The organism is Priestia abyssalis (genome assembly GCF_002019595.1).
Taxonomy (GTDB): domain Bacteria; phylum Bacillota; class Bacilli; order Bacillales; family Bacillaceae_H; genus Bacillus_BA; species Bacillus_BA abyssalis.
In genome coordinates this window covers 3,439,231-3,462,985 of sequence record NZ_KV917369.1, presented here as the reverse complement: position 1 = coordinate 3,462,985, position 23,755 = coordinate 3,439,231, and the positions used below count along the sequence as shown (strand labels likewise).

Here is a 23,755-nt window from a genome sequence, read left to right as displayed (position 1 = left end):
GAGAAGAGAATGAAAACAAAAATTCAATTTTCCATTATCACAGCTATTTGCTGCATTTTTCTTGCCGGCTGTTGGGACCGAAAAGAAATAAATGATATTGCTTTTGTTACGGCCACGGGATTCGATAAAAAGGGAGAGAATGAATATCAAGTAAGTGTGCAGGTGCCGCTGCCGGGAGGAATGGGCGGTGCAGGTTCAAGCGGCGGGGGAGGAGGAACAGGAGGGAATACATCCTTTTATGTTGATTCTGAAACAGGCCGCAATATTCGTGAATGCAACGATAGACTGCAAAAACGAATGTCCAGATCCCTGTATTTTGCCCATCGAAGAGTATTAATCATTGGAGATAATCTCGCACAGCAAGGGTTTCGCCGTGCATTGGATGTGATCGCCCTTCAGCCCCAGTCCCGTTTATCTGCTTATATATTGGTTTCTAAAACGAGCGCGGCGAAGCTTTTAAATACACAAACCAATCTGGAAAAAATCCCGGCTGAGGCGATAAGGGAGATGGATAAAGCGGGGCTTGGCATTACCGTAAAGGAGACAATCATGGATTTAAAAAGGGAAGGGGTCGATCCTTTGTTTCCCGTTGTAGAAATCGAGAAAACAAAGACGGGTAAGGGGAAGGAGGATAAGGAGGAGCTTGCTATAAGAAGGGTAGGCATCTTCAAGGATGATAAACTTGCTTTTATAACGAACGAAAGTGAAACGGCCGGAGTAACATGGCTCCTTAACGAAATGGTAAATAAGGCCATTACCTTTCCCGTCCGAAAAGATGAAGAGTTAAATGTTCGAATTGTCGAGGAAAAACTGCGTTTTACCCATAAAGTAACCGGAAATGTTCCGGCATTGACTATCCATGTAGACGCAAAAGGGACACTGGAGGAGAACGAACCAAATCTCATTATGGAAGACAAAAAAACGTATGAAATGGTCAAAAGAAAGATGGAAAAGGCCATTCAAAAACAAATCATGGATATTGTGAACCATGCAAAATCGGAAGGAATCGATCCATTTGGCTTGGGGTGGTATTTATATCGAACTGAAAATCGTTTATGGGCTGAGGAGTGGAAACGAAGATGGAGAGAAATGCTTCCGGATGTGAAAGTAGATATTCGGATTAACGTGGACATTCAGCGGTTATCCAATACAGGATTGAATTTAGAGGAGTAAATATTATGACAGGAATCGTTTTAATTGTTATTGTCTTAGTAGCTGTTTTAATCATGAATGGTCGCGCACATGGACAGTCTGTTTTCGAAGATAAGGTTCTTTTAGGATTGTCTTTTATCGTTCTCATCTTTTCCCTTCCTCTCGTTTTCGATATACGTTTAGGGGGATTTATGGAATTGTTAAATCATTTTTTCAGTACTTTAACAAAAATGGTGGTGCGTCTATGAAGCCTCAAATTTCAACCCTCCAGTATGCCTTATTAATTGCCAATTTCATTTTTAGTGGAAGTATAATTAGTCTCCCGCAGCTTCTTACAAGTGTGAGCGAGCAAAATTCTTGGCTTCTCCCTGTCATCGCTTTTCCTTTTGGTCTTGCCGTCATATGGATAGGGTTAGGCAAAAGGGAACGGGTATGGAGCCATTTGTACTCAGATGAGGGGAAAGGAACCATCATAAGAAAAGGATGGGCCATCATCTTTCTCATTTTTCTCGTTCTTCTGTTCATCAGAGACTTGAGAGCATTATCGAACTTCGTTGGTTCCGTCTTGCTCCCGACAACACCCATTCCCGTCGTGACAATTTTCTCTGTTCTAACGTTATGCTATATTACGTGGTCAGGGTTAGAAGTCATCGCGAGGGTGAGCGGCCTTCATTTTATCGCACTCGCGGTTGTCACTCTTTCTTTGCCGCTCATGCTCATGAATGAGATAAACTTGGCTAATTTTCAGCCGGTATTGAGGCCGGAGAGATTCCCGGATTTGTTACAGGGAACTTTCTTTCTTTTAGCATGGGTTGGCGAAATTGCCATATTACTGCTGTTTGCCGGCTTCGTCAATCCGGCTGCCAATCTAAAAAAAGCGGCAAGCTGGGGAGTAGCCGTCGGTTTGTTTTTTTTGTGCATTGCACTGCTATTAGAAACGGCTGTTTTAGGGCCAGACATTGTAGAATACTCATCATATCCAAACTATATATTGATTCAAGAAATCAACATTACCGATTTTTTAGATCGTTTAGACTTAGCGATTTTATCGATTTGGGTACCGACACTTATTTGTAAACTCGCTCTCAGTCTTTACGGGGTGAACTGTACGATAGGCCTTTTCATGAAGAGAAGGGGAAAAATGACGATGATACCTGTGTATCTTTTATTAGGGATATTATCCATTCTGCTGTTTGAAGATAATCTGACACATCAGGAATTTTCTTTTTATACGTGGGCTTCGCTCGGATTGCTATTAGAACTGTTGATTATTGCTGGGTATATCGTCATTAGGAGGATTCAAGTAAAGAATACATAATGTGCGGGAAAATAATAGGAAAGACTTGTGTACATTGAACTTCCATCAGTTAGGAATAAAGGTTTTTTCGTTGATGGAAGTTACTTTTCTAAAAAATAGGCGGATCAGTAAAAAAATGAATTGACCGATTAACCGCTTTCATATATACTAAATTCAAATCAAGTTAACCGTTTAACTGGAGGGGACATGAAGCAAAAAGTCACAATACGCGATGTCGCCAAATATGCAGGAGTATCAGCTGCTACTGTTTCTTATGTGATCAACGGCGTGAACAAAGTGTCCGGTGAAACGAAGGAACGAGTGCTGAAGGCGATTAAAGAACTCAACTATCATCCCGATTTTACGGCGATTAGCTTGTCAAAGAAAAAATCAAACATGTTGGGTATCATGATTCCTCTTGTCGATGATTCGCTTGCTCCCGTTTTTAAAGGGAATCATTATTACAGCGAATTGATTAGCGGAATCGAGTACGTATCGAGGAAACGAGGATATGACTTTCTCATTTCCGGTATAGGGAAACCTGAGGATTGCAAGAATTGGATTACAAAGCGAAATCTAGACGGCATCATCTTTTTAAATTCGTTTCCTCAAACAATATTTGAAGAAATGAAAACGTTGTCTATCCCTATCGCATTAATTGATACGTACGAGAAATACGCTCAGTTGTATCATAACATTAGAATTGATGATGAACAGGGCGGGTATTTGGCCGCCAAGCATTTGATTGAGTTAGGACACACCTCATTAGGTTTTGTCGCCCCTGTTCTTAGGGGAACAATAGATAGCAACCGTTTTCGCGGCTTTCAGCGAGCGATGAGGGAAGCAAATCTTTTTTTAGATGAGAAGCAGATAATTGAAGCGAAAGAAAGCTCCTTTGAAAAAGGATATGAAATCGGTCTTCAAATGGCTCGGTCAAACGAAAAAATGACGGGCGTGTTTGTCAGTTCGGATATCTTGGCGTTGGGCATGATTAAAGCATTGAAAGAATGCCAAAAGGAAGTGCCTGATGATTACTCTGTTGTCGGTTTTGATGATCTAATCATCAGTACGTACTCTTCACCAAGCTTAACGACCATCAGACAAGATGTATTCCAAAAAGGAGTTATTGCAGCCCAGACGCTCATTGATGCCATTGAAGGACATGTTCAAGAGGCTGAAACGGTTACACTCCCGGTGGAATTAGTAGTAAGGGGCTCTACTAAAAAAATGAATCAAAAGGTATGAATTATATCTTTTGGTTCATCCTACTGAGGATAGTATTTTTATTTCGATAGTTAACCGGTTAACTATTCAACTCATATTTTTTTAAGAGGTTAACCGGTTCAATTTTAATAGATAACTAGAATTTATACTTATATATTTAGAAAAGGACAGGTGTTGAACATGTTAAAAGTAACAGTATGGAATGAAAATCGTCACGAGCAAAAAAATCCGGTTGTACGCGACATTTATCCTGAAGGCATTCACGGGGCCATCGCAGCGTTTTTAAAGGAAGAAGGATTTGAAGTCGGAACAGCTACACTCGATGAGCCGGAACACGGTTTGACTGACGAGGTATTAAACAGCACAGATGTATTAATTTGGTGGGGACATCTTGCTCACGGCGAAGTACAAGATGAAATCGTCCAAAAAGTGCAGCAGCGTGTTCTTGACGGCATGGGGCTGATTGTTCTTCACTCTGGTCATTTCTCTAAAATCTTCAAAACATTGATGGGTACAAGCTGCGACTTAAAATGGCGTGAAGCAGATGATAGAGAACGTCTTTGGGTTGTATCGCCAAGCCATCCAATCGCAGAAGGGATCGGTGAATACATCGAGTTGGAAAAAGAAGAAATGTACGGTGAACACTTTGACATCCCGGCACCGGACGAGCTTATTTTCACAAGCTGGTTTGAAGGCGGAGAAGTGTTCCGCAGCGGCTGCACATATCAACGCGGCAATGGAAAAGTATTCTACTTCAGACCGGGCCATGAAACATATCCGACTTATCATAATAAAGAGATTCAACGCGTTATCATCAACAGCGTAAAATGGGCAAAACCGGTTGACCGCAAACGCCCAGTATACGGCAATGCAAAACCGCTTGAAACGATCTCAGCTAAATAAATCCACATAACCTTTGTTAGCTATTCGATATGTATGATCAAAAAAGCCATATAAAGTATAAAAAATGCTAGTGAGAAATTTACTTAGATTCGTAATATAAAGCTAAAATATACGGAAAAAACGAGGGGGAAATCATAATGAAAAAAGTAAGAGTAGGCGTAATCGGATGCGGAAGTATTGCTCAGCACCGTCATTTACCAGAGCATGCCATGAATGAAAATGTGGAGCTTGTCGCAGTTTGCGATATTAATGAAGAACGCGTGAAAGAAGTAGCGGGAAAATACGGTGTGAAAGCATTTACGAGCTATGAAGAGTTAGTGCAAAGCGGTGAAGTTGATGCAGTGAGCGTTTGTACACCAAACTATTTGCATGCTCCAGTTTCCATTGCGGCGCTTAATGCAGGTGTGCACGTATTGTGTGAAAAGCCAATGGCGACATCAAAAGAAGAGGCAGAAGCGATGATCGAAGCGGCTGAAAAGAGCGGCAAAAAATTGATGATCGCCCATAACCAGCGCTTCGTTCAATCACACCAAAAAGCCCGTCAATTGATTGAAAGCGGGGAAATCGGCAAAATTTACAGCTTCCGTACGGCATTTGGACATGGCGGACCTGAAGGCTGGAGCGTAGACGGCAAAGAAAGCTGGTTCTTCAAAAAAGAACAGGCATTTATCGGAGCGATGGGTGACTTGGGCGTTCATAAAACAGACCTTCTTCGCTATATTCTTGGGGAAGAATTTGTGGAAGTCGGCGCATTTGTAAAAACAAGCGCAAAAGATTTCGGCGATGTCGATGATAATGCGGTATGCGTATTGAAAACGGAAAGCGGCATTATCGGAACACTTGCAGCGAGCTGGGCTTATGTAGGCGGCGAAGATAATTCTACGGTCATTTACGGGGAAAAAGCGATTATCCGTTTAGAAGATGATCCAAACTATTCAATGGTTGTACAATACACAAATGGTGAAGTGGTCAAATACGAGCTTGGCAAAATTCAGTCAAATGAAGAGGGCGGCCAGAAAAATTCTCATGTGGTGGAACAATTCATTGATTGCGTGCTGAATGATAAAGAGCCTCTTATTAATGGAAAAGAAGGCATGAAATCATTAAATGTCATTTTAGCGGCACTTGAATCAAACGACACAAAACAAATTACACGAGTGTAAGAGAGGTGGCATCATGAGCAAGCTTCGATTAGGCATTATCGGGGTAGGCGGCATTGCAACAGGCCGCCACATCCCGGCTTTTCAACAATTGAAGGATACATGTACCATCACGGCGGTTAGTGATGTAAACACAGAACGCGCTAAAGAAGTGGCCCAAATATATGATATTCCGCATGTGTTTGAGAACTATCACGACTTGTTTGCAGAAGTGGATGCGGTTTGTATTTGCACACCAAATAAATTCCATGCTGAAATTACGATTGCGGCAATGGAAGCGGGCGTTCATGTTCTATGCGAAAAACCGATGGCCTTATCTCCGGCAGAATGTGAAGCCATGATTGAAGCATCGGAAAAAGCGAATAAAGTGCTTGCCATTGCCTATCACTATCGCTTTATGAAGGAAGTTCAGGCTGCGAAAAGCATGATGGCAGAAGTCGGCGAGTCTCTCGTTGTGAGAGTGAAGGCACTGCGCCGCCGCAAAGTACCGGGCTGGGGCGTGTTCACAAATAAGGAGTTGCAGGGCGGCGGGAGCTTGATTGACTATGGCTGCCACTTGCTTGACACGGCGCTTTGGTTAATGGGCAACCCGAATCACGTATCGGTGAGCGGAAGTACATACAATACATTAAGTAAAATGCCGAATCAAGTGAATCAATGGGGCTCTTTCAATCATGAAACATTTAATGTAGACGACCATGTAACGGCTTATATTAAGTTTGAAAACGGGGCATCCTTGCTGCTTGAAACATCATGGGCGGCGAACATTAAGGATGACGAGGAACATGTAAGCATTTCCGGTACCGAAGGCGGAATCAGTGTTTTCCCATTTGAATTGTATACGACAAAAAACGGGATGCTCCTGAACAGTGAAGCCGGATGGATACAAGGTGAAGACAATCCAGGCCTTCCGCAGGCGAAAAACTTTATTGATGCATGCCTTGGAACAGCTGAACTTGTCGTCAAACCGGAAGAAGCCTTACAAGTATCGCAAATCATTGATGAAATTTATGCAAGCGCAGCAAAATAACTGGGCTAACAGCTATTAGTTTTTAGCTGTTAGCAACTAATAACTAATAGCCAGCAGCTAGTAACCAACAAAGAAAGGGAGAGTTAACATGAAATTAGGCGTATTTACAGTATTATTCGCGGATAAATCGTTCGAGGATATGCTCGACACCGTGAAAGCGGCAGGACTTCATGCCGTTGAAATCGGAACGGGGTGCTATCCGGGAAATAATCATTGTGACCTGGATGCGTTATTGGAAGATGAAGGCTTACGCAAAGAGTATCTTCAAAAGCTGGAGAACCATGATCTGATCATCAGCGCATTCAGCTGCCACGGAAACCCGATTTCACCGGAAGCGGGGTTTGCGAAGGAGTCTCATGAGACATTGATGAAGACGATTAAACTGGCTTCATTGATGAACGTGCCGGTTGTCAACTGTTTCTCAGGAACAGCAGGCGACCATGAAGGCGCAAAGTATCCGAACTGGCCTGTCACGCCATGGCCGAACGAATACGGTGACGTGTTGAAATGGCAGTGGGAACAAAAATTAATCCCTTATTGGAAAAAAGTCGGGCAATATGCAAAAGACCATAACGTGAAAATCGGTCTTGAACTTCACGGCGGCTTTTTAGTGCATACACCATATACACTGTTAAAATTGCGTGAAGAAACATGTGACGCAATCGGTGCCAACTTAGACCCTAGCCATTTATGGTGGCAAGGAATCGACCCGGTTGCGGCGATCAAAATTTTAGCGAAAGAAAATGCGATCCATCATTTCCATGCAAAAGACACATACATCGATCAGGAAAACGTGAACATGTACGGTTTGACGGACATGCAGCCATACGGCGAAGTTCAAACGAGAGCGTGGACATTCCGTTCGGTCGGCTGCGGGCACGGGCTGCAGGAATGGTCTGACATGATGAGCGCGCTTCGTACATATGGCTATGATTATGTTGTCAGCATCGAGCATGAAGATCCAATCATGTCAATTGAAGAAGGATTCAAGCGTGCGGTGACCAACTTGAAATCTGTATTGATTGAAGAAACGCCATCGCAAATGTGGTGGGTGTAATGTAATCCACCTAAATAAATGAACATGGGCAAAAAGCACCCATGTTCATTTATTTAGGAATAAGCAGCTGGGAAGCTCCCTTACGGGTTCTTCCCAGCTGCTTATTCAAAGATCTTTTAGTTCCTATTCAAGAAGCCAAAAGCGTCAGAGTCTACCGGAGGCACTTCGTTTCTCCCTTTTAAACGGGTAAAAAAAGCTCTGACATTTTTTCACTCTTAATTTAGTATTGTATATATGTTATTCAGAAAAACAAAATGAGTATGGTGTAGTAACTAATGATAGAAAAATAATTTTATTAAACTGGTAATGTATGAGTAGTTTATGATAAAATGACTGATATTCATTCATAATGGAGGTTTTAAAATTGAATTGGCTACTTGTGTTCATTGCAGGAGTGATGGAAGTGGCATGGGCCTCAGGACTTAAGCATGCCGATTCATTCGGTGATTGGGCCATAACGACAGCTTTAATTGTCGTGAGTTTCATGCTGCTTATCCGCTCGTATCGAACGATTCCAATTGCGGCAGCGTACACCGTATTTGTAGGGATTGGAACGGTTGGAACTTATGCAGTCGGAATTTTGTTAGGTGAGCCTTACTCTATGAAACAACTATTTTTTGTGCTTATCTTATTAGCCGGGGTTGTTGGGATGAAGATATTCACCCAGAAAAACGATAAAAAAATGGAAGGTGAACAAGAATGATTTGGGGCTATTTAATATTAGCGGGAATTGAGGAAATTATTGCAACGGTTGCGATGAAATATATGGATGGTACAAGAAAAAAATGGCCGCTTTTTGTGATGGTCATTGGGTTTATGTTTTCCTTTTACTGTCTGTCAAAAGCTATGGTCGTCCTTCCTGCGGGTGTTGCTTATGCGGTTTGGACGGGAGTTGGAACGATCGGAATCACGGCAGTTGGTGTGCTCTGGTTCAAAGAACGCTTCAGCTTGTTTCAGTATCTATCACTCTGTTTCGTCTTGGCTGGTGTCATAGGCTTACGAATGACATCTTAAGGGATCTCATTCGTATTGGCTGCACGCTTACTTCTTTTGAACATTTTCTCCGGCCCTCACATATTTTGTTACAAAGACAGCGGCGGGTTCTGTTTACCAGTTTTTCATGATATAAGAGAATGCCGATAAGGGGAGAGGGGTAAATTGACTTTACGAAAGAACGTTGAATCAACAATTGCCGGCCTTGTTCAGTCTTTTCACCAATATCAAAGTACGGATGGCGCATGGCGATATTGCTTAGAGACCGGTCCTGTTACAGACGCCTATTTAATCATTCTTTTACGAACGCTGGAAATCGAAGAGGAGGAGCTTATTCGCATGCTTGCTAAGCGGCTTCTCGGCAAGCAAGCCAAAAACGGAGCATGGAAGCTGTTCCATGATGACGGGGGAAATCTGGACGCCACAGTCGAGGCTTATTACGCCTTGCTTTATTCACGTTATGTACAAAAAGATGATCCGATGATGCAAAAAGCAAAACAATTTATCACAGCTAACGGAGGGTTGTTAAATGTCAAAAGCTTGCTGACAGAAGTACTTCTTGCATTGACCGGTCAAATCCAATGGCCAAAGGGTATAAGCATTCCAGTCGAATTCATTCTGTTTCCCAAATGGTTTCCGCTGAATATCTTTGACTTGTCCGGCCATAGCCGAGTTCATCTTGTACCGATCATGATTGCAGCAGACCGCAATTATTCCATGAAAAGCCGGTATACTCCAGATGTGAGTGATCTTTACGTACAAGGCGAAAAATCCAAAAAACAGTACTCCTCCATCACTCTTTTGTTTCAAACCTTGAAGTTGGCAGCCAAATCACTTCCACTTATCTCCGACCGCATCCATAAAAAAGCGTTAAGGCAGGCTGAAATATTTATGCTCAAACGTATCGAGCCTGATGGAACGCTTCTCACTTACTCCACATCAACAATATTAATGATCTTTTCCCTGCTGTCCATTGGCTATTCAAGCGATTCAAAGGCTATAAGCAACGCCGTTCAAGGATTAAAAACATTAGTTTGCAAAACAGAGGAACGGTCTCATTTACAAGTGGCCACTTCAACAGTATGGGATACCGCATTAGTCAGTCAGGCGATACAAGAAGCCGGCGTTCCAGTCATGGATCCAACCATCCAAAAAGCAGGGAAGTATTTGCTTTCGCGGCAGCAAAGTCAAAAGACGGATTGGAGCATCCATAATCCAAAAGCCGAACCAGGGGGATGGGGGTTTTCGGATGTTAACACAAAATACCCGGATTTGGATTGTACGGCAATGGCATTGCGTGCCATGAAAGGGGAAGCATCATATCAGGAAGCATGGAAGCGCGGGTTAAATTGGCTTTTGTCCATGCAAAATGAGGAGGGGGGATGGCCTGCTTTCGAAAAAAATACAGATAAGAAGATGGTAAAATTGATTCCATTTGAAGGGTCAGCAGAGTTTGTTGCGGACTCTCCTACACCTGATTTAACAGGAAGGGTTCTTCAATTTCTCGGTCAAGATACTGACCTGAAAAAAGACCATCCTCAAGTGAAAAAAGCGGTCAAGTGGTTAAGAAAACAGCAAAAATCCAATGGCTCTTGGTTTGGACGATGGGGGATTTCTTTCATTCATGGAACAAGTGCGGCTGCTCTCGGGCTTGTTTCAGCAGGGATGTCGAAACGAGATCCTGCTATTCTACGGGCCTCCAACTGGTTACTTAGCATTCAAAACGAAGACGGGGGATGGGGAGAGTCGGCGAAGAGTGATGTTGTGAAAGAATATGTCCCGCTTGGGTCAAGTACACCTTCCCAGACGGCTTGGGCGCTTGAACTATTGATTGAAGTACATGAAAAGCCGACGGCCGAAATCAACCGCGGAATGGAATTCTTAATCCGATCGTTAGATAAGAAAGACTGGAAAAGCACATACCCGACAGGAGGGGGCCTTCCCGGCACTGCCTATTTCTATTATCACAGCTTAAACAACGCCTGGGCGCTCCTCACCCTTGCGAAATATAAGCGCGCTTATCTCCCTGCGGATAATAAATCTGTAATTAATCATAAAAACTGATTTTTATTGAAAAATGGTTGTATTATAAATTTTTAAAAAGACCACAAAAAAGATTTTTACTGAAAGGGCCCGTCACTAAATCCTTTATTTTACTGGATTCTCATGAAGGGCCCTTTCAGGAGGATGACAAAAAAGGGTTAAAAATTAACCCTTTTTTGTCATCCTCTTTAATAAATTTCCTTAATGCCGGCTAAACGGATAGAAAAAACTTTTTCTTTGTCGTCTTTTAATGAAAGAGTTTGGTCATTCAAATTCAGGTTGCACACACGGCCTGTCAACGTTTTCAATGAACCGTTCTGATAATAGTTGATGGTAATAGGAAGCTTTGTTCGCAATGCTTTCAAAATCATCTCCATATCTCCTTTCTAAGCAGTAGTAATGTGTATGAAACAATCTGTCGGACGGATTGTCTAGTGTTATTGGAGGATAAAAGAAACTGCTATTGCTACGATAAATCTATTATACAACAAAACGAAGAAAGCGTTTACATCTTTTTTGAACAAATTGTGAAACTTTGAACAAAAAAATGACTTAAAAGGATAAACATATCCTTTTAAGTCATTTTTTCTAAAAAACCCAGCCAAAAATCCAGTAAAATTAGGAATTTAGTGTCGTGCCCTTTCAGTAATAAGCATTTTGTGATCAGTTTAAAAGCTCTCGTATCTGTTAGCGGTTCCTTTCGTTTGATTGGACGGATTCCTTAAATTCTTTCATCGTTGTTGAATATTTCACGTAAATCCGGGGGAGGAGGTAACGCTCGTTTTTCGCTCCTTGTTTTTCATAAGGACCCGGTGTTGTCGTCAGGCCGAATTGGTAGTATTTTTTCGTTTCAGCTACTACCTGGTCATTGAAATTGCCATAAGGGTATGCGAGGGCAATAACCGGTTTGCCTATCATTTTCTCAATTTTTTCTTTGGATTGTTTTAATTCATATTCATAATTTGTTATTTTCGTCAAATCAGGATGTGTGGCCGTATGGGACTGAATCGAGAAAAAGCCCGATTCGGCCAGGTTTTTTAATTCTATTTTTGATAGACGAGTGGAACGGCCGACAAAATCAGAAATAATAAACAGCGTTGCGGCAGGCTGGAAGGTTCTGTCTTGAAGTTTTTGAAATACTTTTAATACATTCAAGTTATTTTTATAACCGTCATCGAGTGTAATAAAAATGGGTTTATTGACCTTGTCAATCTCTTTCCAGCGTTCAAACGTTAACAATGTATAGCCGTTATCTTTTAAATACTTCATTTGTTTTTCGAAATTTTCAGGTGTTACGTATAATTCTTTGGAACCGCTCCCTTTAAATTCATCAATCGAGTGATAGATTAAAATCGGAATTCGCTGCTGTGCTGCCCCTTGCAAAGGAAAACTGAAGACGAGCATGAGAGGCATCAAAACCAACATCACAAATATTCTCATGTTATTCCTCCTTTTCTCACTGCCTTTTGGTCATAGTGTTCCGGAGCATGTCCATTTTTATCCCGGATGAACAGGCAGAAGTGGCTGAAAAAAAGCAAGCTATGGATGATGGCAGCAATGGCGATGGTCTTGCTGGCAGGATGCGATAACCGTTACTTTGTATTGAATCCGCAAGGGCCGGTTGCGCAAAAAGAGTAGGATCTCATTATTTTTTCCATTATTTTATGTGCAATTGTCGTCATCCCCGTTACAGGCCTTCTTGTGTATATCGTGTTCCGTTACCGTGATAAACCGGGAAACAACGCTCCATATACACCGGAGTGGGATGATAGTAAAACACTTGAAATCATTTGGTGGGGGATTCCGATCGTCAGGTATTCTTGGCTTCTTCACCGCGAAGGCGACATATAAGTTGGTTGAGCCGCCTGATCCGAATGTAAAACCAATTACGATTCAAGTTACATCGCTTGATTGGAAATAGTTGTTCCAATATCCAGAAGAAGACATTGCGACTGTCAACTATGTGGAAATTCCAGAAGACAAGCCGGTTCAATTTGTTCTTACATCAGACGCTCCGATGAATTCTTTCTGGGTGCCGCAGCTTGGCGGCCAAGTATATACAATGCCGGGTGTGGCAGAAAAAATGTCATTCTCATCTATCCCTCCGCTTTTGTTCTATGACACGGTGATGAAAAACGGCGGAGAATATATGGAACACAATGCTAAAACCTCTCTTGAAGCGCTTTGCGGTCTGCGGTACGGACCGAACTTTGAAAGTAAATAATTTGAAATAAAGGAAAGGAGGAACCCACTTTGTTCGATAAGTTGAAGGATTTCGCATCGGAATTTTTTGTAACAGGTGAACCGCTCATTTATGGTGCGGATGTCGCGATCGTTTTAACGATGATTGGAATTGTTTTTGTGCTAACTTATTTTAAAAAGTGGAAATGGTTATGGCGTGGATGGCGATTTTCAGATTGGTTGGAGTAGCGGGATGCATGCTTGCGAGCTCGTTCCAATATAATTCTGATTACTATATTCCGGTTGACGAGATTAAAAGCACCGAGGCCTCAATAGGGAGGGTGGTATAATAATGGCACATGCTGTAGTATATCATGATGAGCATCACCATGAAGAGCATGAATCGATCAAAGTACTTGGGTTTTGGCTGTTTCTTGTAACAGACTGTATTTTATTCGGGGCGTTGTTCGCAACATATGCCGTCCTTTGGGACCACACAGCCGGAGGCCCTACCGGGAAAGAACTATTTGAAGTTCCGGGGTTTGTCGCTGAAACGTTCATTCTATTGACAAGCAGTTTCACGAGCGGCTTGGCTGTGCTCGCCATGCAAAAAGGGAAGGTTAAAAGTTTAATAGGCTGGTTGATTGTAACGGCACTATTAAGTTTAGCGTTCATCGGTTTGGAAATCAATGAATTTCGCGTCATGGTGCACGAAGGTGCAACCATTTCAACAAGTGCATTTTTAACGGCTTTTTATACGCTCGTCAGCACACATGGTATCCACGTATCGATTGGATTAGTATGGATGGCAGCCATCATTTTTCAATTGAAACGCCGGGGCATTACAGATGTCACAACATCAGGAACATCATGGGTCATTAAAAGCATACACGATTGGGTTTATCTTTTCGATTGTATTGACGATCATTCCGCTTGTCATGGTATTGAACCATTGGCTAAGCAGGGGACCGCTTTCTGTCATTATCATGGGAATGGCCGTTCTGCAGTTTCTCGTACAGCTGTTTTTCTTCATGCACATTAAAGATGGTGAAAAACCGCGCTATAATGTCATGGCATTAATTCTCGGAATCGTCTTCGTCATTACCATCGTCGCCGGTTCGATGTGGATCATGACATTTAATTCGCAAGTGCAATAAAGTTAAACACCCGTAAGCATTTGCGAATGAATATAGTTTTCTACCCAATATTGTCGATGATTCACAACTTAATGTTGTGAATCATCGACTTTTTTGTGTTTTTTTAGATAGATGGATGAAGGACAAAGAGGGCACGAATAAAATAGAGTGCCCATTATGTATGAAATCGATAAAGTTCGAGTTTGAAACAGACCTGTTTCGTCGATAATGAGATAGAACACACTAGGGAATTTAAATCGAGAGGTCTTAGTTCGCATGAAATTTATAAAAAAAGCGATGAAATGGAAACCGCCCGCGCCTGTACAAGGTGAAGGAAAAGAGAACATGATTCAAACGGAACCTTTAAAAGAAAATCTTCAAGAAAATATAAATAAAATTAAAACGACTTTAGGGCATAGTGAAGATATTATTGTAAGGGAAATGAAACTTGGAAGCGAGCAGACAATCAACATCGCTCTTTTTTATACGGATGGGCTTTCCGATACACAATCTGTTCAAGAGTTTATTATCGAGCCGCTCATGCTTAATATACGGGGAACAGAGTGGGAACGAAAAATTGCCGCTGGACACAATTCATATGAGCTGCTGCAGGAATTTATCCTTTCTGTAGGAGACATTCAGCCCATCACGGATTATGACGAGTTGTTTACGGCCTTGTTATCAGGAAATACTATTTTTTTGCTCGAAGGCTGTTCAAAGGGATTTTCCATCGGGCTGACAGCATGGGAAGACCGCGGTGTAACAGAACCGTCCGCTCAAACGGTCATTCGCGGCCCGAGGGAAGGGTTTTCCGAAACATTACGGACAAATACGGCGCTGATTCGCCGAAAGATTAAAGACCAGCATCTTTGGCTTGAAAACAAAAAAATAGGAAGGCGGACAAAAACGAACGTTTCCATCATGTACATAAAAGGAGTCGCCAACGATAAAATCGTCCAAGAAGTGCATGCCCGCCTTGATCGAATTGATATTGACGGCATTTTAGAAAGCGGCAATATTGAGGAATTGATTGAAGATGAAGTATACTCCCCGTGGCCGACCGTCTACAATACAGAGCGGCCTGATGTTGTGGCAGCAAGCTTGCTTGAAGGGCGCATTGCCATTTTAGTCGATGGAACACCATTTGTTTTGTTAGTTCCCGCTCTATTTATCCAATACTTCCAAGCGGCGGAGGATTATTATCACCGTTCCGATTTTGGTCTTATTCGCATGCTGCGCTATCTTTGCTTTTTCATCGCTTTAATGGCGCCTTCTTTATATATTGCCATTACGACATATCATCAAGAAATGCTGCCGACGCCGTTGCTCATTAGTTTGGCCGCACAGCGGGAAGGAGTCCCGTTTCCGGCCTTTATTGAAGCGCTAATGATGGAAGTGGCGTTTGAAATTTTAAGGGAGGCCGGTGTCCGAATGCCAAGGGCGGTAGGGCAGGCGATTTCGATTGTCGGTGCACTTGTCATCGGCCAGGCTGCGGTGGAAGCGGGAATCGTCTCGGCCGCCATGGTCATTGTTGTCTCGATTACAGCGATTGCGAACTTTGTGCTGCCATCGTTCAATATTGCGATTGCAGTCAGGATGTTACGCTTTATTTTAATGGGACTTGCCGCCGCTTTTGGCTTATTCGGCATTCTCGTCGGTTTAGTTGCCATGCTTCTTCATCTATCCAGCTTGCGGTCATTCGGTGTTCCGTATATGAGTCCTTTTGCCCCGTTTATTTTGTCCGAACAAAAAGACGGGATTTTCCGGGCCCCGATTTGGAAGTGGTCGTCTCGTCCCCGCTATATTACGAAGGGAAATTCCGTGAAAGCCAATACGCCCCCTCCTTCAAAGCCGAAAACAAGAAATTCAAACTAGATGACGAAAAGCGGAGGTGAACGGATGAAGCGAAAAATAATCATCGTCCTAGTCGTTTTATTAGTTTTTTTGACCGGCTGTTGGAACCGCCGAGAATTAAACACCCTTGCCATCGCGGTTGGAATGGGCATTGATAAAGTCGATGGACAGTATGTCGTTTCGTTCCAAGTCGTCAATCCTGGAGAAGTAGCCTCAAAGGCGGGGGGAGGAGAGGGGGCAACGGCGGTCATGTTTAAAGAAAAGGGCGATACGATATTCGAGGCTCTTCGAAAAGTGACGACGATTTCCCCCCGAAAGATTTACGTTGCCCACCTTCGAATGGTTGTCATCGGTGAAGAAGCAGCGAAAGAAGGAATCGGGGAGATACTGGATTTTTTATCAAGAGATCACGAATTGCGGACTGATTTTTATTTAGCGGTCGCTTCTGATACAAAAGCAGAAAATGTGTTGAAAATATTGCTTCCACTCGAAAAAATCCCCTCTAATAAACTGTTTACCGCACTTGAAGTCTCCGAAAAGGTATGGGCCCCAACAGTATCCGTTACATTGGATGAATTCATTGCCAATCTCATTGGGGAAGGGATTAACCCTGCTTTAACAGGAGTAAAGGTGATCGGCAGCCAAGAGGCAGGCGAAAAAAGGACGAATATGCAGGAAATTGATCCTGAGGCACAGCTGCAATATGAAGATATTGCCGTATTTAAAAAAGATCAGCTCGTCGGCTGGTTAAATGAAGATGAAAGCAAAGGCTATACAAACATTGTGGATAAGCTTGATAGTACAGTTATCCAAGTGCCTTGCTCCGAAGGCGGAAAAGTCGGAATTGAAATTATGAGGGCAACATCGAAGATAAAAGGAAGGGTGAAGAACGGTGAAGCAAAAGTTGAAGTGAACATTGAAGCGATAGGGAGTGTAGGAGATGTTGAATGCAAAAGTCTTGATTTAATGAAATCAAACACACTGAAGCAGCTGGAAAAAAAGACGGAAAAGGTGATGAAAGAACATAGTGAAGCTGCGATCAAAAAAGCAAAAGAGCTGGAGACAGACATTTTTGGGTTCGGACAGGCCATTTACCGCGAGGATCCAGCGTATTGGAAAAAGGTGAAAAAGAACTGGAATGAAGTGTTTGTCGACATCCCGGCAGAGGTGAACATAAAGGTGAAAATTGAAGGCATCGGGACGGTAGGAAATTCCGTTTTGAGAGAGATGAAGGAGTAAAAACATATGGCGGTTATTTTTGTAATGGGAGCTGCAATATTCATTCTTATAATCGAAGTGCCGGGATTTTTAAAAAGAAAACAAAAAAAAGAGCTTGCTGCCTTTTTCGTACTTTTTTTCATTGGAACAGCGCTCAGCATGGCAAAGGCTCTCCATTTCCCGATACCCAATCCTTTAGATGCGATTGCCGCCATATACAAGCCATTTAGCAAATTGCTGTTAAGTTTATTGAGCTAGAAAGGAAACGATGAAGAGATGGAAAACAAGATGGAGGGCGGAAAAATTTCGGCAAGCCAATTAATGGTTTTAACGGCGCTGTTTACAGTAGGGACCGCCGTGCTAATCATTACATCCGGCCTAGCCCAACAAGCAAAGCAAGATGCTTGGATTGCAGCAGCCATTGGAAATGCTATTGGTTTATTGCTGATCTTTTTATATACAACAATCGGTAACCTTTTGCCTAACATGAATCTAATTGAAATGATGGAAGCGATTTTAGGGAAATGGCTAGGGAAAACGGTCGCATTTTTCCTTATTGTCACGTTATTTTTAGGAGGACCAGTGGGGGTTTTATATTATTTAGGAAACTTCATGAGAACGCAAATTTTAAATGAAACACCGGTCGAAGCGATTCACATTCTTTTTGGCGCGATAGTCATCATGGGAATGCGGCTCGGGTTGGAGACAATTGCCCGGACCGCAGAACTTCTATTCCCATGGTTTATCTTCTTTTTTGTCGTGCTGATTTGTTTAAGTTTTCCAAATATCGAACTTAAAAATGTTCAGCCTGTATTCGCTGGAGGGTTAATGCCGATTTGGACAGGTGTGTTGACGTTCCTTAGCGTTGCTTTTTTGCCGGACATCGTATTGCTAATGTTCGCCCCTGTATATATTCAAAACGCAAACAATGCACGAAAAAGTCTGCTTGCCGGGGCCATTATGGGCGGTATGATGTTGTTCATGACCATCGCGCTCAGTGTGTTAGTCCTTGGTGCGGATTTGACAGCAAGAAATTTATATCCGACATATGTGCTTGCCAAAAAAATCAACATCGGGAACTTTTTGCAGCGTATGGAAGCACTCATCGCCATTGTTTGGTTCATTTCGCTTTATTTTAGGGTCACTATCTATATGTACGTCGTTACGCTTGGAATCGGACAAATCTTCCATTTAAACGATGTTCGGACCCTGGCTCTCCCGCTCGGAATGATTTTAATTGTGCTATCGCTCATCGTTTCCCCGAATGTGAATTATATGCAAACATGGGTTAACGAAACGTGGATTCCATATGCTTTATCGATTGGCCTGTTTTTACCGCTCTTATTACTGCTCGTTTATGCGATGCGAAAAAAATCGATTAAAGCACAATACCATAAAGGTTGAAGGCCCGCCATCGCTTTATCCGTTGAGAGAGGAGTGACAAGAAACCCCACCTGCGGCACGAAGCGATAGGTGGGGTTCATTGTCTGTTTATGCCGCTTTAATCATTTACCGACAGAAGACTCCCACCTCAAAGCTATATAGATCGATTTAGAAAATTCGACATGACCAAAGAACGGCCATGCCAAATTTTCTAGACCTAAGCGGCTGACACCCCCCTTGCGGGGTTGGCGCCATCCGCTTAGGTGAACCCTTGAAGATGGATTCAAGCTGTCTGGATTGCCGGTTGTGATGTCTTTCAACTGAATGAAGATGTGTCTAGTTATTAAGTGAAATATATATAAGAGTTTGAAACTAGACTAGTTTTTGAACGTATCTACATATAGAATGTTATAGGAGATCATTTTTTCATAAAGGGGGGACGGCCATATGGGGAAATCGACTATTGGCCTGTTGCGCAGAATTGGTATTATTGAAGGAATTTCTTATTTGATTCTACTTTTTATCGCTATGCCGCTTAAGTATTTTGCTGACTTTCCTATTTTTGTTCAAATCTTCGGAATGGCACACGGTGTATTGTTTGTTCTTTTCGTCCTGATGCTGGTTGTTGTATGGTTTAAGCATCGTTGGCCTTTTATTCGTGTTGTTGGGGCCTTTATCGCATCATTGCTGCCGTTTGGCACTTTCGTGCTCGATACCCGTTTGCGAAAAGATTTGTAATCGATCTTAATTGCAAAAAATGAAAGGGTAATACAAAAAGCTGTTCACCATAAGGCTCTAATCAATCACAAAAACTGATTTTTACTGAAAGGCCCCGCCACACAATCCCTTGATTTTACAGGGTTTTCATGGCGGGGCCTTTCAGGAGGATGACCGACAAGGCTGTGTTTTGCCCTTTCAGTCATCCTCTTTTTTATTTTTAATGAGCCACTAAGCTGAATAATCCTTTAATATGTGACAAATAACGAACGTTACTTGCTTCTTTCATTAAAGTAGCCGGTAAGCCTTTAAGCGGAGTTTCATTTGCTCCGATTGTCGCAACCGCATCTTTACGACCTAAGCTTGCAAGTGTACCAGAGTTTACTGGAGCAAACTTTTCAAATGTTTTATCTTGTAAGTATGCGAATAGGTTGTATCCAACAAGCTCACCCATTTGCCATGCGTTTTGTGCTGTCGGTGCGTATGGACGGCCGCCTTCTTCAGGGAAAGCAACAGCGCTGTCACCAACGACAAATACGTCATTGTGGGAAGTCGATTGAAGGTATTCATTAACCGTTGCACGGCCGCGATCTACCGCAAGTCCTGATTGACCAACCAGCGGGTTGCCTTGAACTCCGCCTGTCCAAACGAACGTGTTGGCAACGATTTTTTGGCCGTCTTTTAAAGAAATTTCATTTCCGCTAACATTTGTTACAGGAAGGCCTGTCAAGAATTGAACGCCGCGTTTTTCTAAGCTTGCTGTTGCGCGCTCGATTAAATGATCTGGTAAAACCGGAAGAATTTTTGGACCAGCTTCAACAAGCATGATTTTCAATTCTTTCGGATCTACGCCATACTGTTTAGCCACTTTCGGCATATTATCAACAATTTCACCAACCAATTCAACGCCGGTTAATCCGCCGCCGCCGATTAGGATTGTTGCATCTGCCTCATTTTTCGTTTTCGCATATTCACGGATGCGGTCTTCAATATGGTTGTAAACCTTGTTAGCATCAGCAACAGATTTTAACACCATGCTGTGCTCTTCAAGTCCTGGGATACCGAAGTAAGCTGTTGTACTTCCTAAGCCGACAACAAGGGCATCGTATGATAAAGTAGAGCCGTCAGCAAGCTTTACTTCTTTGTTGTCTACGGAGAAAGAATCAACTTTGGCAATTTTAAGATCGATATCTTTCCCTTTGAAAAGTTTTTCTAAAGATAAAGAAACCGCGCCTTCAGCGATTGTTCCACCTGCAAGGCGGTGTAATTCCGTGATGATTTGGTGTGTAGGGTATTGGTTTACTACAGTAATCTTTGCTTCTGCTTTATTTAAATATTTACGAGCGGTTAAAGCCGTTAAAAGTCCGCCATAACCTGCACCTAAGATGACAATATGTTTTGACATAGTTTAATCCCCCGTCTTTTACTAAGTAGAATGTAAAATGAACTATTAATCTATTTATTTATTGCGAGTAGCATTGATTTCAAGGTAAGCATTTACGAAACGGAAAAGTTTCTGTGCTTGCGGGTCCTTTAACATTCTTAAAAGACCGAAAAGGCCAATTACTTCATTGCTTTCCTCTGCACGGTCTTTCGCTTCGATAGCTGTTGCCGCGATTTGTTTAACTGTATCTGTTACAGGGTCTGCAATTTCTTTGATTGCGCTGACTGTATCATTTTTTAACACTTCATCAGTAGCGACTGATTGAGCAAAGTCATAAGACTTAGTCAGAACGGTTACAAGCTCCGTCAATTTCGGCAGCTGTTCTACAAGAGTCGTTAAGGACTCCTGAACCTCAGGCTTTAATAGCTGATCAAGGATATCCAGTTGTTCCTGGCGAATAGACAAATTAACTGTTTCTTGTTCAGGCTTTGTTTGAGTCAATGTTTGTGACATATTTAATTCTCCTCTGCGATAGTATTACTCCTAAATGTATAGGATGTATGAATCCCCTTTCTTATGATAACTCTGTCTCCATAGAAAACTCAAGAGAATTCGTGAAATATTACACAATATATGAACACAAAATGTATGGATTTAGACATTCGGTATGGCCCTCAAAGGTCATACCAAATTGTCTAGACATTTAGGACGGATTCAAATTGTCTGGACGATCAATTGTGGATGCCTCTTGATGAGATAAGGGTGTGTCGAGTTAGTAAGTGAAACGTATTGTTCATATAGTCAAAAAGCCTGCCATCTCTCAATTTATTGAGAAATGACGGGCTTTTTATTGGGATTATAAAACAAAACTTACAATAATTGCTGATAACACACTAACCAAAGTAGCACCGTATAATAACTTTAATCCAAAACGGGCCACAACGTTTCCTTGTTTTTCATTCAAGCCTTTTACCGCACCGGCAATAATGCCGATCGATGAGAAGTTGGCAAATGATACGAGGAATACGGAAATGATGCCTAATGTACGCGGGCTCATTTCAGGGGCAACTTTCGCCAAGTCCATCATTGCGACAAATTCATTTGTAACGAGTTTGGTCGCCATAATGCCGCCGGCTAGAACGACTTCGGCAAGCGGTATACTCATGATGAAGGCGAAAGGAGCGAACGCATATCCCAAAATTTGCTGGAAAGTAATGCCGAATGCTAAATCAAATACATTATTGACCGCTGCCATTAATGAAACGAAACCGATCAGCATGGCACCGACGATAATAGCTACTTTAAATCCATCAAGAATGTATTCTCCCAGCATTTCGAAAAAGCTTTGTTTCTCTTCCTCTTGAACTTCTAAAATATCTTCACTGTCATTTACTTTATAAGGATTGATGACAGAAGCGATAATAAATCCGCCAAACAAATTGATAACAATCGCTGTCACAACATATCGGGGTTCAATCATCGTCATATAAGCACCGACAATCGACATCGAAACCGTTGACATCGCTGAAGCGCATAATGTGTATAAACGATGCGGCGGTAATTGGCCGAGCTGTTTTTTTACGGTAATAAATACTTCTGATTGTCCAACCATGGCAGAAGCGACTGCGTTGTACGATTCCAATTTACCCATTCCATTGATCTTGCTCAAAAGCAATCCGATTCCTTTCATCACAAAAGGAAGGATTTTGAAGTGTTGAAAAATACCAATCAACACAGAAATGAAGACGATAGGGAGCAATACATTAATGAAGAAAGGCATTTGTCCCTCGTTGGCGATTCCACCGAAGACAAAGTTGATTCCTTCAGCCGCGTAGGCTAAAAGTTTTTCAAAAACGCTCGCGATTCCTGTAATGAGTACCAAGCCGAATTTTGTATTCAACAAGACATAAGCTAACAGTAATTGAATGATTACCATGATGATAATCGGTTTATATTGAATGTTTTTTCGATCGCTGCTGGCTGCAAATGCTAATCCAAGCACAATGAACAATCCTAAAATCGAAATTAAATATTGCATGTCAAACCTCCGCAAAGTTTTCTTTATCCGATGATTATTTATTTAAGTCTTGAGACGAGAAAAAACCGGGAAGTAATTCTTGGATCGTGGTTTCATACACATCTCCTTTTAAATTAGCTAAAATGATGTTCGTATGCTCATCGCAAAATTCAGCCATCACTTGACGGCATGCTCCGCATGGAGAAATGGGGCCGTCCGTATCGCCGACAATCGCAATGGCCTTTACGGCTTTTTCCCCGTTTGCAACCGCGGTAAACAATGCCGTTCTTTCTGCACAGTTCGTTAAGCCGTACGATGCATTTTCAATATTGCAACCGCGGTAGATGTTATCATTCTTTGTCAGGACCGCTGCGCCAACCTGGAAAGTGGAGTAGGGGGCATGTGCTTGTTTACGGGCCTCAGTCGCTTCGTTGATTAGTGTTTGAATGTTCATTTTGTTCACTCCGTTCATATAGATGTATTAGTAATGTTTGATCGTCAAATTAAAACGCCATCAGCATCGTCTTGCTGTCCATTAAATGAAAGATAGTAACTTTCTATAAGCGCCGCTGCAAAATCTGCGTGATATGATAGCGGTTTCAATTAATGCCAGATTGACGTTAATCGAGAGAGAATCAGATTTAATATTTTTAAAGATTAATAACATAAAGGAGATTTGTTTTCAGCACTCCATCGTATGATGTCTGACCTCTGACAATTACACTATACTCGTAAAATGATCATTTTTCAACTATAAAAAAGAGAGAGAGGCAATTTTTTTGTAATCGTTTTGCTTTCTCTTCGTATTTCCCTTCTTGTCTTCCTTGTGTTGAAGCCTAAAGTGATGGTAGAGGAAAACATGCAAATATTTGAAAATCGGGGAACGGCAGGAACTGGTCCTATAGACGAATATGTGACGGTAAGAATGAAAAAAGACGAACTATCTAAACTACAAGGGTCATAAAGCAAAAAAGGAAAGGGAAGATGCTTTGATACAAACAATCGA

Annotated in this window: 26 protein-coding genes and 1 pseudogene; 21 read left to right on the top strand and 6 right to left on the bottom strand. The window is 42.1% G+C overall.

Translation table 11 applies throughout. The features are described 5' to 3' along the window. Positions 1-9: 9 nt before the first annotated feature. From BK575_RS16695 to shc, 11 genes are all read left to right on the top strand, one after another. The gene (locus BK575_RS16695) at positions 10-1,173 is read left to right on the top strand and encodes a Ger(x)C family spore germination protein (protein WP_078411797.1); all 1,164 of its coding nucleotides are present in this window, start codon (positions 10-12) and stop codon (positions 1,171-1,173) included. Between the two features lie 5 nt (positions 1,174-1,178). After that, positions 1,179-1,400: a hypothetical protein gene (locus tag BK575_RS16690; protein ID WP_078411795.1), complete on the top strand. Its 222-nt coding sequence runs from the start codon at positions 1,179-1,181 to the stop codon at positions 1,398-1,400. Continuing rightward, on the top strand, positions 1,397-2,470 hold the full coding sequence (locus tag BK575_RS16685; protein ID WP_078411793.1) for a GerAB/ArcD/ProY family transporter: 1,074 nt from the start codon (positions 1,397-1,399) through the stop codon (positions 2,468-2,470). The genes BK575_RS16690 and BK575_RS16685 overlap by 4 nt, the downstream gene beginning before the upstream one ends. A gap of 186 nt (positions 2,471-2,656) precedes the next feature. Beyond that, positions 2,657-3,694, top strand: coding sequence for a LacI family DNA-binding transcriptional regulator (locus BK575_RS16680; RefSeq protein ID WP_078411791.1), 1,038 nt, complete (start codon positions 2,657-2,659; stop codon positions 3,692-3,694). A 159-nt stretch (positions 3,695-3,853) separates the two neighbouring features. Further along, the gene (locus BK575_RS16675) at positions 3,854-4,576 is read left to right on the top strand and encodes a ThuA domain-containing protein (protein ID WP_078411789.1); all 723 of its coding nucleotides are present in this window, start codon (positions 3,854-3,856) and stop codon (positions 4,574-4,576) included. A gap of 137 nt (positions 4,577-4,713) precedes the next feature. Beyond that, the gene (locus tag BK575_RS16670; protein ID WP_078411787.1) at positions 4,714-5,739 is read left to right on the top strand and encodes a Gfo/Idh/MocA family protein; all 1,026 of its coding nucleotides are present in this window, start codon (positions 4,714-4,716) and stop codon (positions 5,737-5,739) included. A 13-nt stretch (positions 5,740-5,752) separates the two neighbouring features. Next, positions 5,753-6,766 (top strand): Gfo/Idh/MocA family protein, encoded by a 1,014-nt coding sequence (locus BK575_RS16665; protein ID WP_078411785.1) that lies wholly within the window; start codon positions 5,753-5,755, stop codon positions 6,764-6,766. A gap of 88 nt (positions 6,767-6,854) precedes the next feature. Then, the gene (locus BK575_RS16660) at positions 6,855-7,823 is read left to right on the top strand and encodes a sugar phosphate isomerase/epimerase family protein (protein WP_078411783.1); all 969 of its coding nucleotides are present in this window, start codon (positions 6,855-6,857) and stop codon (positions 7,821-7,823) included. 364 nt (positions 7,824-8,187) lie between these two features. After that, positions 8,188-8,526, top strand: a complete 339-nt coding sequence (locus tag BK575_RS16655) for a DMT family transporter (RefSeq protein ID WP_078411781.1) — start codon at positions 8,188-8,190, stop codon at positions 8,524-8,526. Beyond that, positions 8,523-8,837, top strand: coding sequence for a DMT family transporter (locus BK575_RS16650; protein ID WP_078411779.1), 315 nt, complete (start codon positions 8,523-8,525; stop codon positions 8,835-8,837). The genes BK575_RS16655 and BK575_RS16650 overlap by 4 nt, the downstream gene beginning before the upstream one ends. Positions 8,838-8,981: 144 nt before the next feature. Next, positions 8,982-10,880: a squalene--hopene cyclase gene (gene shc, locus BK575_RS16645; protein ID WP_078411777.1), complete on the top strand. Its 1,899-nt coding sequence runs from the start codon at positions 8,982-8,984 to the stop codon at positions 10,878-10,880. 167 nt (positions 10,881-11,047) lie between these two features. On the opposite strand, the gene BK575_RS16640 is transcribed toward shc, so the two are convergent. After that, positions 11,048-11,230: a YolD-like family protein gene (locus BK575_RS16640; RefSeq protein ID WP_078411771.1), complete on the bottom strand. Its 183-nt coding sequence runs from the start codon at positions 11,228-11,230 to the stop codon at positions 11,048-11,050. A 316-nt stretch (positions 11,231-11,546) separates the two neighbouring features. Continuing rightward, positions 11,547-12,299, bottom strand: a complete 753-nt coding sequence (locus BK575_RS16635; protein ID WP_078411769.1) for a polysaccharide deacetylase family protein — start codon at positions 12,297-12,299, stop codon at positions 11,547-11,549. A gap of 325 nt (positions 12,300-12,624) precedes the next feature. Here BK575_RS16635 and BK575_RS29510 point away from each other — a divergent pair, with 325 nt between their 5' ends. From BK575_RS29510 to BK575_RS16595, 10 genes and pseudogenes are all read left to right on the top strand, one after another. Further along, positions 12,625-12,780 carry a hypothetical protein gene (locus BK575_RS29510; protein WP_328589517.1) on the top strand — a complete coding sequence of 52 codons (156 nt, stop codon included), beginning with the start codon at positions 12,625-12,627 and terminating at the stop codon, positions 12,778-12,780. Then, positions 12,781-13,083: a cupredoxin domain-containing protein gene (locus BK575_RS29505; RefSeq protein WP_328589516.1), complete on the top strand. Its 303-nt coding sequence runs from the start codon at positions 12,781-12,783 to the stop codon at positions 13,081-13,083. Positions 13,084-13,112: 29 nt separating this feature from the next. After that, positions 13,113-13,289: a hypothetical protein gene (locus BK575_RS28725; RefSeq protein ID WP_169907453.1), complete on the top strand. Its 177-nt coding sequence runs from the start codon at positions 13,113-13,115 to the stop codon at positions 13,287-13,289. A gap of 103 nt (positions 13,290-13,392) precedes the next feature. Continuing rightward, positions 13,393-13,959 (top strand): annotated as a pseudogene (locus BK575_RS16625) (cytochrome c oxidase subunit 3); the annotation flags it as partial. Further along, positions 13,889-14,197, top strand: coding sequence for a cytochrome o ubiquinol oxidase subunit IV (gene cyoD / locus BK575_RS16620; protein WP_078411767.1), 309 nt, complete (start codon positions 13,889-13,891; stop codon positions 14,195-14,197). The pseudogene BK575_RS16625 and the gene cyoD, both read left to right, overlap by 71 nt. 255 nt (positions 14,198-14,452) lie before the next feature. Continuing rightward, positions 14,453-16,051 carry a spore germination protein gene (locus BK575_RS16615; RefSeq protein WP_078411765.1) on the top strand — a complete coding sequence of 533 codons (1,599 nt, stop codon included), beginning with the start codon at positions 14,453-14,455 and terminating at the stop codon, positions 16,049-16,051. A 24-nt stretch (positions 16,052-16,075) separates the two neighbouring features. Next, on the top strand, positions 16,076-17,269 hold the full coding sequence (locus tag BK575_RS16610) for a Ger(x)C family spore germination protein (protein ID WP_078411763.1): 1,194 nt from the start codon (positions 16,076-16,078) through the stop codon (positions 17,267-17,269). Between the two features lie 6 nt (positions 17,270-17,275). Then, positions 17,276-17,506, top strand: coding sequence for a hypothetical protein (locus BK575_RS16605; RefSeq protein WP_078411761.1), 231 nt, complete (start codon positions 17,276-17,278; stop codon positions 17,504-17,506). A gap of 18 nt (positions 17,507-17,524) precedes the next feature. Beyond that, positions 17,525-18,652: a GerAB/ArcD/ProY family transporter gene (locus BK575_RS16600; protein WP_235867399.1), complete on the top strand. Its 1,128-nt coding sequence runs from the start codon at positions 17,525-17,527 to the stop codon at positions 18,650-18,652. 426 nt (positions 18,653-19,078) lie between these two features. Then, positions 19,079-19,369 carry a DUF3817 domain-containing protein gene (locus BK575_RS16595; protein WP_078411759.1) on the top strand — a complete coding sequence of 97 codons (291 nt, stop codon included), beginning with the start codon at positions 19,079-19,081 and terminating at the stop codon, positions 19,367-19,369. Positions 19,370-19,568: 199 nt separating this feature from the next. Here the strand turns inward: BK575_RS16595 and BK575_RS16590 are convergent, their stop codons facing one another. The 4 genes from BK575_RS16590 to BK575_RS16575 all read right to left on the bottom strand — a co-directional run bounded on the left by BK575_RS16590 (position 19,569) and on the right by BK575_RS16575 (position 23,203). After that, a complete protein-coding gene (locus BK575_RS16590) occupies positions 19,569-20,753 on the bottom strand; it encodes an NAD(P)/FAD-dependent oxidoreductase (protein WP_078411757.1) in 1,185 nt (394 codons plus the stop codon). 54 nt (positions 20,754-20,807) lie between these two features. Next, positions 20,808-21,245, bottom strand: a complete 438-nt coding sequence (locus tag BK575_RS16585) for a DUF1641 domain-containing protein (protein WP_078411755.1) — start codon at positions 21,243-21,245, stop codon at positions 20,808-20,810. Between the two features lie 343 nt (positions 21,246-21,588). Beyond that, positions 21,589-22,770: a NupC/NupG family nucleoside CNT transporter gene (locus tag BK575_RS16580; RefSeq protein WP_078411753.1), complete on the bottom strand. Its 1,182-nt coding sequence runs from the start codon at positions 22,768-22,770 to the stop codon at positions 21,589-21,591. Between the two features lie 34 nt (positions 22,771-22,804). Next, positions 22,805-23,203 (bottom strand): cytidine deaminase, encoded by a 399-nt coding sequence (locus BK575_RS16575; RefSeq protein WP_078411751.1) that lies wholly within the window; start codon positions 23,201-23,203, stop codon positions 22,805-22,807. Between the last annotated feature and the right edge of the window lie 552 nt (positions 23,204-23,755).